Annotated in this window: 9 protein-coding genes; 1 reads left to right on the plus strand and 8 read right to left on the minus strand. The window is 72.2% G+C overall.

The window, feature by feature from the left end:
• The 8 genes from QM582_RS04930 to QM582_RS04965 form a co-directional block, all read right to left on the minus strand.
• The coding region (locus QM582_RS04930) for a double zinc ribbon domain-containing protein (protein ID WP_415082279.1) at positions 1 to 583 on the minus strand (583 nt) is incomplete at its 3' end.
• Entirely contained in the window at positions 580 to 2,880 is a 2,301-nt protein-coding gene (locus tag QM582_RS04935) for a tetratricopeptide repeat protein (protein ID WP_415082281.1), read from the minus strand. The genes QM582_RS04930 and QM582_RS04935, both read right to left, overlap by 4 nt.
• On the minus strand, positions 2,877 to 4,007 hold the full coding sequence (locus QM582_RS04940) for a hypothetical protein (protein WP_415082283.1): 1,131 nt from the start codon (positions 4,005 to 4,007) through the stop codon (positions 2,877 to 2,879). Before QM582_RS04940 ends, QM582_RS04935 begins: the two co-directional genes overlap by 4 nt.
• Entirely contained in the window at positions 4,004 to 5,209 is a 1,206-nt protein-coding gene (locus tag QM582_RS04945) for a hypothetical protein (RefSeq protein WP_415082285.1), read from the minus strand. Before QM582_RS04945 ends, QM582_RS04940 begins: the two co-directional genes overlap by 4 nt.
• Positions 5,206 to 6,768 carry an AAA family ATPase gene (locus QM582_RS04950; protein WP_415082286.1) on the minus strand — a complete coding sequence of 521 codons (1,563 nt, stop codon included), beginning with the start codon at positions 6,766 to 6,768 and terminating at the stop codon, positions 5,206 to 5,208. The genes QM582_RS04945 and QM582_RS04950 overlap by 4 nt, the downstream gene beginning before the upstream one ends.
• Positions 6,765 to 7,316: a hypothetical protein gene (locus QM582_RS04955; protein ID WP_415082288.1), complete on the minus strand. Its 552-nt coding sequence runs from the start codon at positions 7,314 to 7,316 to the stop codon at positions 6,765 to 6,767. Before QM582_RS04955 ends, QM582_RS04950 begins: the two co-directional genes overlap by 4 nt.
• Positions 7,317 to 7,323: 7 nt before the next feature.
• Entirely contained in the window at positions 7,324 to 8,511 is a 1,188-nt protein-coding gene (locus tag QM582_RS04960; protein ID WP_415082289.1) for a toxic anion resistance protein, read from the minus strand.
• A gap of 196 nt (positions 8,512 to 8,707) precedes the next feature.
• On the minus strand, positions 8,708 to 8,911 hold the full coding sequence (locus tag QM582_RS04965) for a cold-shock protein (RefSeq protein ID WP_298130889.1): 204 nt from the start codon (positions 8,909 to 8,911) through the stop codon (positions 8,708 to 8,710).
• A gap of 205 nt (positions 8,912 to 9,116) precedes the next feature.
• Between QM582_RS04965 and QM582_RS04970 the strand changes: the two genes are divergently transcribed.
• Positions 9,117 to 10,201: UvrD-helicase domain-containing protein (locus QM582_RS04970; protein WP_415082292.1), on the plus strand; the 1,085-nt coding region annotated here is incomplete at its 3' end.

Below are 10,201 nucleotides of genomic sequence, written 5' to 3' on the forward strand. Positions count from 1 at the left end.
CCGGCCCGCCGGACTCCGCGCCGGCGCGTTGCCGGACGGCGTCGGCCAGCACGTCCCGGGCCCGCTCGGCGGCGGCCAGCGCCACGACGTCGGAATCCTGCGAACTGGACACCCCGTCGCAGACCACCAGGACGCCGGAGCGCTGCGGTTCGGCGGCCGCCCACAGCGCCATCGCGTCCTCGTTGCGCGAATGCACCACGCCCCGGTCGCACACCCCGCCCAGCCAGGACGCCGGCGCGGCCTCGAAATGGTCCCGGGCCGAGGGCGCCTTGGCGCCGCAGGTCTGGCAGTAGCCGTCGGCGTCCACCGCGCCGCCGCATTCCAGGCAGGGCGCGGCGGCGGGCCGGGGCCGGTTCAGCTTGACCGTCGCCTCCGACGTCCGCGCCTCGGCGGGAACCCCGGCCACCTCGGGATGGACGTCGGCGCCGCAGTTCTCGCAGTAGCGCTCGTCGGGCCGCACCGGCATGCCGCACTGCGGGCAGGGGGCGGCCAGCGACAGGGTGCCGTACTCCTGGTTGACGGCCAGGTTGGCGGCGTCGTGCTCGGTGACCCACAGCGGCCAGGCGGGATTGTCGTCGTTCACAGCAGGCTCCACACTCGGATGGCATTGGCCTTGTCGACCAGATCGGCACGTTCGGCGGCGTCGGCGCTGAGCTGGGCCAGCTGCCGGTAGCAGGCTTCCAGCTTGTCCCGCAGGTCGCCCTCGGTGAGGGTGACGGTGCCGAGCTTCACGGCACCCTTGCTGGCCAGCGCCAGCGCCTTGTCGTGGATGGCGGCCTCGAAGGTCAGCTGGCTACGGGTGTCGAGCCGGGCATGTTGCAACACCCGGAGCGCCTCGGCCAGGTGGGCGGCGTCGTTGCCGAGCGCGATCAGGTGCTCCGTCTTCAGCTTCTGCGACTCCAGGTAGCCCCGCGAGGTCTGCGGGATCAGCTCCAGCGCGGTCAGCGAGCCGGTCAGGTCGCCGCGCGCCGCCCGGATCCGGGCCAGCCCGAACCCGGCCGGCGCGACGTAGTTGGCGTCGGTGGCGGCGCAGATCCGGTACAGGCTCTCGGCCACCTCCTGCTGGCCGCCCAGTTCGCAGGCCACCGCCAGGGCCAGCTTGGGCGCCAGCTCGCCGGGCAGCTGCCCGTAGACGGCGTTGAACGACGACAACGCGGTGGCGTGGTCGCCGCGCAGCAGCGCACCCAGCCCGGCCATCCAGACCGCGCGCCACTCCCACGGGTCCTCGGTGAGCAGGGTGTGCACGGACTGGTCGAGCACCCGCTGGTTGCCGGTCTCCAGCGCCGCCAGGCAGCGGGCCAGCAGCACCTCGGTGGTGACCGCCGGCGGCCGGGCCAGCGAGCCCAGCCGGTCCACCGGATCGTTCAGGTCGAGCGCGTTCAGCCAGTCGGCCTGCGGATCGGTGGGGTCGCGGCGCAGTTGGGGCAGCTGGCGCCAGTCGAACCGGTTCCCGGAGACGGTGGGCGCCTCGAACAGCGGCGAGCTGACCGAGGTGGACGCCGTCCCGCCGGCCGAGGTGGCGACCACCTCGCGCAACACACCCAGCATCTGCTGGCGCAGTTCCTCGGCGGAGTCGAACCGGTCGCCGGGGTCGCGCGCACAGCACTTCAGCAGCAGCCGGTACAGCGAGTCGTACTGGGCGAAGGCGGGCATCTGCTCGGCCGGCGGAATGCCGAACTCGTATTCGCTCTGGTAGCCGGGCACCTCGGCGCAGAGCACCATCAGGGTGCGTCCGATGGTGAAGATGTCGGACGCCACGGTTGCGCCCGCCTGCGCCACCTCCGGAGCCTGGTAGCCGACCGTGCCGTAGATCGCGGAGTCGTCGTCGTTGGCCCGGCGGACCCCGCCCAGGTCGATCAGCTTCAGCGAGTCGCCGACCTGAATGACGTTGTCCGGCTTGAAATCGCAGTACAGCAGGCCGAGGTCGTGCAGGTAGCTGAAGGCCGGCAGGATCTCGATCAGGAAGGCCAGCGCCTGATCCACCGGCAGCGGGTCGTAGCTGCCGCCGCGGGCCTCCATGCGCTGCTGCAGCAGCTGCTTCAGCGACCGGCCGCCGACGTACTCCATGACGATGTAGCCGTTGTCGTCGTGGGTGACGAAGTTGTAGATCTCGACGATCAGCGGATGCTCGACCTGGGCCAGGAACTGCTGTTCGGAGATGGTCGCCTTGAGGGTGTCGGCGTCGCCGGTGTTGAGCAGGCCCTTGAGCACCACCCAGCGGTCGGAGACGTTCTTGTCGCGGGCCAGGTAGATCCAGCCCATCCCGCCGTGCGCCAGCGGCCCGACCACCTCGTACTGGTTGGCCACCAGGTCGCCGTGGGCCAGCTTCGGGCTGAACGAGTAGGCCGCACCGCACTGCGGGCAGAAGCCGTCGGAGCGTCCGGCGTTGTCGTCGCGGGACTGGCCCACCTTGGCCCCGCAGTTGGGGCAGACCCGCTTGTCCTCGGGCAGTTGCGGGTTGCTCATCACCGCCTTGGCCGGGTCGACCGCGGGCGCCGGCGGGACCACGGTGAGGCCCTGCCCGATCCGGCCCATCCGCAGCCGCGCGGTGCTCGGCGACCGCCGCACCGGCCGGGCGCCGAACGAGGTGGCGCGCGCCGAGCCGAGCGCGGTGGAGCCCAGCTGTACCGACGCCTTGGTGACCGCCGAGACCGTCGGCGTGACGGCGGACTCGGGTGGCATGCCGCAGGTGTCGCAGTAGCCGTCGATGACCGAGCCCGGACAGCCGGGCTGCCGGCACGGCCCGCTCGGGGTGGCGGACGGCGGACGTCCGGGGGTGCCGCGGCCGACCGGCATGGTGGCGGCGTTGCCGGGCATGCCGCAGACGTCGCAGTAGCCGTCCACGATGGTTCCGGTGCAGCCCGGCTGGCGGCATCTCATCGGGTGCTCCCTTCGGCCAGGGCGTCGAGCAGCGCCTGCGCGGCGGGCAGCAGCTGGCGGACCACCGCCATCGGCGCCGGACGTCGGGCCAGCAGCCGCTCGGCGGCGTTGGTGAGCGCGACGAAGTCGGGATCGCCGGCGTGGCCCAGGGCTTCGGCCTTGGCCCGCAGGGCCGGCACCAGGGCGGCCAGCGCGTCCCGTTCGGCCAGGGCGGCCGCGTAGGCGTCCTGGACCACCTGCATGGCCCGGCCGACCTGGTTCAGCTTGGCCAGGTGGGCGTCGATCGCGCTGCGGGTGTTGGGCACCGGGCCGAGCGCGGCGACGTCCGGGACGGCGTACTTGGGTGCCGGGGAGACCGCGGCGACGGCGTTGGCGACCAGCTGCCGCAACGCCTCTTCGCGGGCGGTCAGCTCGTCGGTGAGTTCGCGGGCCCGGGCCAGCGCGTCCCGGTTCTCCCGGCGTCGCGCCCCGCCGACGATCAGGTCGCGCTCGTAGCGGGCGGCGTCGATCTCCAGCGGGCCGAGCAGCCCGCCGATGTCGCCGCCACGCTCCCGCTTGGCCTCCAGCTCCGCGGTGCGGGTGGCCAGTTGCTGCAGCTGCAGCTGGGCGGCCTGCGCGGACGCCGGCGGCTCCAGCCGGATCTGCTCCCGGATCCGTTCCAGCTGGGCGCGCAGGTCGCGCAGCCGCCGGGCCAGCTGCTCGGCGTTCGGGTCGAGGTTGAGCTTCTGCCGCAGCTGGGCGACCAGGGCGTCGGAGAGCCGGCAGGCCTCCGGCAGCGACACCGCCATGCCGGCCAGCTGCGCGGACGGGGAGGCGCCGGTGTCCAGCCGTCCCCAGATCAGCGAGGACAGCCGGGCGCACTCGGCCGGCCCCACCCGTCCGGAGTCCCAGGTGACCAGCAGCAGGTCGTAGCGGCTCTTCACCGCCTGCCACAGCGCCAGCGAGAGCTGCATGTCGGGGGTCAGCGCGGTCAGCTTGCGGCCCAGGATCTCGGTGTCCAGGGCGGCCAGTTCGCTGCGCCGGGCGGCCGTCCAGGCGTCCAGTTCGGCGAGGTAGCCGATCATCGCCTGCGGCTGGACGGGCTCGTTGAGCCGGCCGGGGGCGGCCGGTGCGCTGACCGGGCTCATCGGTACTCCTCGATTCGTCGGGACACGCCCCACACGGCCAGCCCCGAACCCGCCACGGTGAGGACGATGACCCCGCCGATGCCGAGCCCGATCTCGTCCTGCACGGCCTGGAAGCTGCTGGTCACCGGTCCGCGCAGATTGGCCTGCACCGAGCCGAGGGTGCTGTCCAGGGTGTCGAAGGCTTTCGCCGACGCCCCGGTGGCCAGGCCGGCGGCGGTGTCCCACTGGGCCTTGTCGGTGGCCGCGACGAGCTGGTCGTGGGCGTTGCTGTAGGAGGACAGCCGGGCGGCCGAGGAACCTGGCCGGGACAGGCTGCCCAACGAGTTCTTCGCGGCGGTCGTCGCGGTGGTCCAGCGCTGCTGGTAGGTCCCGCCGGAACCCCGCAGCGCGACCGCGAGCAGTTCGTCGGCGCGGGCCTGGTGCACCTGCTGCCGGACGGTGGCCACCGTGTCGAGTTCGGCGCGGCTGCCGCCGGTGAAGCCGCCGGCGGCGTTCGAGGCGGCGACCGCGATGGCCGCCAGCACCCCGATCGAGGCCAGCGCGCAGAGCAGCGCCAGCGCGACCCCCGGGTTGAGGTAGCGGTGGGACGCCCGGGCCAGCGCCACCAGGATGCCGGCCAGGCCGCCGGCGGCCAGCACGAAGCCGCCGATCGACCAGCCCAGCCAACTGGTGGTGAGCTCGCCGGACATCCGGTCGGCGGTCGCCGTGGTGGCGTCGGTGAGCGGGCCCAGCAGCTCCTTGGACAGCTGCGCGTCGGCCTGGGCCAGCAGGGCCGCGGAGGCCTGGTCCCGGACGTTGAGGGCGTCCTGCAGGGTCATCGAGTAGTGCACCAGCGCACCGGTCAGCGGCACCACCCGGTCGCGGTCGGCGTCCACCGCGGAGGCGTCGGCGAGGGTGGTGGCCAGCGTGGTGAGCCGGTCGGTGACCGAGGTCCGGACGGCGTCGGTGGGGGTCAGCGCCCAGCTGTTCGCGGCCTGCTGGACGTCGATCGCCTGCACCCGGGCATCGGCCAGCCGCTGGTACTGGGCCAGGCTCTCCATGGCCCGGCTGGAGGCCATGAACGACACCGTCAGCGACGTCACCACCAATGCCCCGAAGGCCAGCAGCAGCGCCACCGCGGTGCGCTGCAGCCGGCGCAGCCGGCGAACCGAGCGCGGCGTCCCGGGCCGTTTCCGGACGGCCGGACGAGTGGCAACGGTCATGCTGTCTCCCCGGTCGGATCGGACGGCGGCTGCAGCCCGCCGGGCTGGGCGGCCGGCCAGTCCACCGCCGGCGCGGCGTCCGGCCGGAGGTCCTCGGGCAGCAGGGTGCGGAGCTGGTCGAGGCTCGGGTCGGTGACGTCGCGCAGCCGCCAGGCATGCTTGCCGACCGCGGCCTCCAGCACGTTGCGGGCGAACCGGCCGTTGCCGAAGGTCTCGTCGCGGGGCTGCCCGGCGAGCAGTTCGTGGAAGGTGTCCAGGCAGCCGTCGCCCAGGTCGTAGTCGGCCTGCGCGACCATGCCGGTGAAGATCTGCTCCAGCTCGGCGTCGCTGTAGTCGTCGAAGCCGATGGTGGTGCGGAACCGGCTGGCCAGGCCCGGGTTCTGGGCGATGAAGACCTGCATCGGCAGCGGATAGCCGGCCACGATCACCACCAGGTCGTTGCGCTTGTCCTCCATCTCCTTGACCAGGGTGTTGATCGCCTCCTCGCCGTACTGGTCGCCGTTGAGGCTGTAGGCCTCGTCGATGAACAGCACGCCGCCCTCGGCCTTGGCCACCACCTCGGCGGTCTTCATCGCGGTCTGGCCCAGGTAGCCGGCGACCAGCTCGGAGCGGTCCACCTCGACCAGCTGGCCCTTGGAGAGCAGCCCGACCGCGCGGTAGATGCCGGCCACCAGGCGGGCCACCGTGGTCTTGCCGGTGCCGGGGTTGCCGACGAAGACCAGGTGCCGGGTGATGGTCGGGCTCTTCAACCCGGCCTTGGCGCGCAACGCGTCCACCTTGAGCACCGCGGTCTGCCGGTGGATCTCGGCCTTCACCGTGGTCAGCCCGACCAGGGCGTCCAGTTCGGCGAGCAGCTCGTCCAGGGACTTCTCCGGCTCGGCCGGCGGCTCCGGTTCGGGCTCCGGCGCCGGCTCGGCGGGCGGGGGAGCGGCCTGCACCGGCTGGGCTCCGGAACTCTGCTCCGGGGGCGATGTCGGCGCCGCGGTGTTGCCCAGACCCGGGAACGCGCCCGCCCCGAACGGATCCAGCTGCTGCAGGTCGAGCAGCCGGGACTGGCTGGTGTGCATCCGTTCCAGCACGCTGGACAGGATCTGCGGCGCCTGCCGGACGAACTCGGCGTCCGCGCCCGGTGCGGTGGAGGGCGGCGGGACGGGCCCGCCGAGCCCCTGCGCCGCGTTCAGCTGGGCACTGGCGGTGCCCTGCGCGGCGCCGACGCTGAGCGGCGTCGGGGTGCCCAGCAGCGCCGCGGCGGAGGCCACCTCGGCCAGCGCCTTGGCGTAGCGCACCGCCTGGGCGGAGCGGGCGCTGTGCAGCTGGGCGACCAGCGGGGTCGCCGAGGTGCGGAACCGGCGTCCCCTGATCGCGGCGTCCATGAACACCTGGGCGCTGATCGGACGGCCGGTGGCGGTGCACCAGTCCACGAACGAGCCGACCGCCGATTCGGCGACCGTGGCCGCCAGCTGCTCGCCCTCGGTGCGGGCGGCGTCGGCGTCCAGCCCGGCGGCGCGGGCGGCGTCGGCCAGGGCGTCCAGGGTGGTGGCCAGGTCAGGGGTGCTCACGGGCGCTCCAGATCGAACGGGTCCGGCGAATTGCCGGACGGCGGGGTCGGCACGTTGAGGTCGGCGGCGGGGGAGTGGCCGAAGCGTTCCTGCAGGAATTTGCCGTGGGTGATCAGTGCGGCGGCGTCGGTGGAATTGGCCGCGTCGTAGATCTTCTCCATGGTGGCGCCGAGCAGGTCCAGCTGGTCGATCAGCAACAGCAGCGGCGTCTTGCCGTTCTCCACCGGACGACTGTCCGCCCAGTCCCGGGGCAGCCGCAGGTAGGCGCCGATCGCCTCCGGCAGATAGTCGGTGGCGGTGGCCACCACCGAATAGCTGTCGTAGCTGCCCAGCCCCAGCGAGCCGAGCCGGGGCAGCGTCTGGCGGACCAGCCGGGTCACCCGAGCGGCCCGGGAACGCACCACCGCCGGCAGCGCGCCGCCGCTGATCAGCTGGTCCACCCCGTCCAGCGAGGCCAGGATGTCGCCCTCGGTGGGTGCCGGATCGACCTCCGGAACCGGAGCCGGTGGCGGCGTGTCCCGTCCGGTCAGCCAGTCCCAGAAACCCATCGCGAGGTCAGAGGTTGATCTGCGGCAGGGACTGGCTGCGGGCGTCCTGGTTGGCGACCCGGTCCAGGTACTCCTTGGACTTGACCACCTCGCCCTCCAGCACACCGATGGTCTGCGCCATGGTGTCCAGGGCGCGGGCCTTGAACTCGTCGATCGAATCCATCGTGGAGTAGATGTTCGCGAACGCCGCCTGCAGCTGCTCCAGCCCGATGGTCGAGGACGCCGCCTGCTCCTGAATGCGTGCCGAGTTCTCCTTCAGCATCTCCGAGGTGCGCTGGATCATCTGCGAGGTGGTGGTGTTCAGCGCGGTGATCTGGTCGAGCACCAGCTTCTGGTTGCCCAGCGCCTGGGCCACGATGACCGCCGTCCGGAGCGCCGAGATGGTGGTGGTGGAGGCCCGGTCGACGCCCTTGATCAACTCGATGTTGTTCTTGATGATGATGTCGATCGCCAGGTAGCTCTGAATCGACACCGCCAGCTGGGTGAGCAGGTCCTGGTGCTTCTGCCGGACGTAGAACAGCACGTCCTGGCTGAGCGCCTTGGCCTTGTCGGGGTCGGTCATCTGCAACTCGGCGATCTGCGCCGACAGCCGGGCGTCCAGTCGCTCGGCGATATAGACGTACTGGTTCAGCCGTCCCATCACCGTCCACAGATTCTGCTTCTCCATGTTGAGCGCGACATTGTCCTTGGTCAGCTCGTCCTGACCGGAGCGCAGGGCGTGCAGGATGCCGTTCAGCTGCTGCTGCGAGCTCTGGTAGCGGCGGAAGTAGTCGGTGACCTGATCGCCGAACGGGATCATGCCGAGGAACTTCTTGGAGCCGCGGGCCTTGCCGGGATCGAGGTCCTCGACGGTGCGGCGCAACTGGACCAGGGTCTGGCCCACCTTGGACCCCTCGGACAGGCCGCCCTCCTTGAGCGCCCGCACCGGGGCGTTCAGCAACCGGTTCGAGGTCTCGGCGGCCCTGCGGATGTCGGCGTCGCCCATGCTGCGCACGGCGTCGGCCTGCGCCGAGAAGGTCGGCGACTTCTCCTCGGCGGAATCCAGTGCCCGGAGGAACTCGTCCACCTTGGAATCGAGCACCGGCACCTGGGACGCCTCGACCTGCGGCGCCATCGCCGGCGCCTGGGTCTCGGTGACCACCGCGGGCGCCTCCGGCGCGGTCAGGGTGAGCATGGCCGGCGGCTGCAGCGGCATCGCTGCAGCACCGCCTGCGGGGGGAGTCGTGGAGCTCATGGGTACCTCTCGACGCGGGCAGAACGTTCCTGCCCAATCTAGCGGGCGGGGAGTGCCGCAACAGTGGGGAAGGCGTCGGGGACAACCCTGGAAGGAATGCGAAACGGGCCCCGTCCGAAGACGGGGCCCGCTTGTTCGCGGTGGTTTCGAGACCGGGTCAGAGCGGCCGAACGCGGTCTGCCTGCGGACCCTTGGGGCCGGAGGTGATCTCGAACTCGACCTTCTGCCCCTCGTTGAGAGTGCGGAAGCCCTGAATGTCGATGGCGGTGTGGTGGACGAAGACGTCCTGCGTGCCACCCTCGACCTCGATGAAGCCGTAGCCCTTCTCGGCACTGAACCACTTGACGGTCCCTTGCGCCATGTACCTACTCCTTAGCGTCATACGACCCCCGGGCGACCGGGTGGCCACTGCCGAACGAGCTGTCCCAGGCGACCCAGCCGGTCGCCCTCGCGGCAGCGCCTGCAACACTCTCATACGGACCTGTGTCCTGTCACACGATTCGAAGAGCAGCACGGTCGCGTGTCGTCGTCGCCGGAATGTCAGTGCCGGGTGATTCGATGAACGCATGGAATCGGTCGGGGTGCTGCCCAGCGCGCGGAATCTGGACGCGGCGCAGCGTGCGGCCGTCGAGCAGCATCGCACGTCGCCGTTGCTGGTGATCGGGCCGCCCGGTTCCGGGAAGACCACCATGGTCGCCGCGGCCGCCGCGCTGGAACTGGCCGGGCGGAGCCCGGGCGATCCGCAGCCGCTGGTGCTGACCTTCAGCCGGCGGGCCGCCAGCCAGCTGCGCAATCGGGTGGCACGGGCGCTGAACCGCACCGTCAGCCCGCCCTGGGTGACCACGGTGCACGCCTTCTGTCTGTGGCTGCTGCGCCGGGCCGCGACGCCGGGGGCGGCCGAGCCGCGGCTGCTCACCGCTCCCGAGCAGGAGTTCCGGGTGCGTGAACTGCTGGCCGGGCGGGGTGCGGAGGTCTGGCCGTCCGACGTCCACCAGGCCGTCGGCACCAGGGCCTTCGCCCGTCAGGTCCGGGCGGCGATCGCCCGGGTGCGGCAGCTCGGAATGGATCCCGACGACGTGGTGGCGGCCGGTGAACGGGCCGGGCGCGGTGAGTGGGTGAGCGTCGGGCGGTTCTTCGCCGAATACCTCGACGTGCTCGACCACGAGGGCAGCCTCGACTACGCCGAACTGGTGCACCGGGCCCGCATCGTGCTGGCCGACGAGCCGCTGGCGGCGGCGGTGCGGGGCGAGATCTCCCGGGTGATCGTCGACGAGTACGGCGAACTCGACCCGGCCCAGATCGGTCTGCTGCGGTCGCTGGTCGGTCCGGGTGGGCCGATCCTGGCCACCGGCGACCCCGATCAGGTGGTGTTCCGGTTCCGCGGCGCGCATCCGCGCGGCCTGGCCGACTTCCCGCAGACCTTCCGGACGGTGGCCGGCGGGCCGGCCCCGGTGCTTGCGCTGGACGGAAGCCATCGGGGCGGCCCGGGACTGACCGCGGCGTGGCGCCGGGTGGCCCGGCGGCTGCCGCTGCCGGTGCTGGGTGACGCAGCCACCCGGGTGCTGCGCGAGGGCGGCGACGCCGTGCCGGGGCCGCAGGTGCGGACGTTCGTCTGCGCGTCCGAGTCGGAGCAGGCCCAGTTGATCGCCGA

The organism is Micropruina sp., from assembly GCF_047607385.1.
Taxonomy (GTDB): Bacteria; Actinomycetota; Actinomycetes; order Propionibacteriales; family Propionibacteriaceae; genus Micropruina.

Coding starts and splice junctions, on each gene's coding strand:
- QM582_RS04945 (WP_415082285.1), bottom strand. CDS start 5,209: ATGACCGTTGCCACTCGTCCGGCCGTCCGGAAACGGCCCGGGACGCCG.
- QM582_RS04935 (WP_415082281.1), bottom strand. CDS start 2,880: ATGAGATGCCGCCAGCCGGGCTGCACCGGAACCATCGTGGACGGCTAC.
- QM582_RS04965 (WP_298130889.1), bottom strand. CDS start 8,911: ATGGCGCAAGGGACCGTCAAGTGGTTCAGTGCCGAGAAGGGCTACGGC.
- QM582_RS04955 (WP_415082288.1), bottom strand. CDS start 7,316: ATGGGTTTCTGGGACTGGCTGACCGGACGGGACACGCCGCCACCGGCT.
- QM582_RS04960 (WP_415082289.1), bottom strand. CDS start 8,511: ATGCCGCTGCAGCCGCCGGCCATGCTCACCCTGACCGCGCCGGAGGCG.
- QM582_RS04940 (WP_415082283.1), bottom strand. CDS start 4,007: ATGAGCCCGGTCAGCGCACCGGCCGCCCCCGGCCGGCTCAACGAGCCC.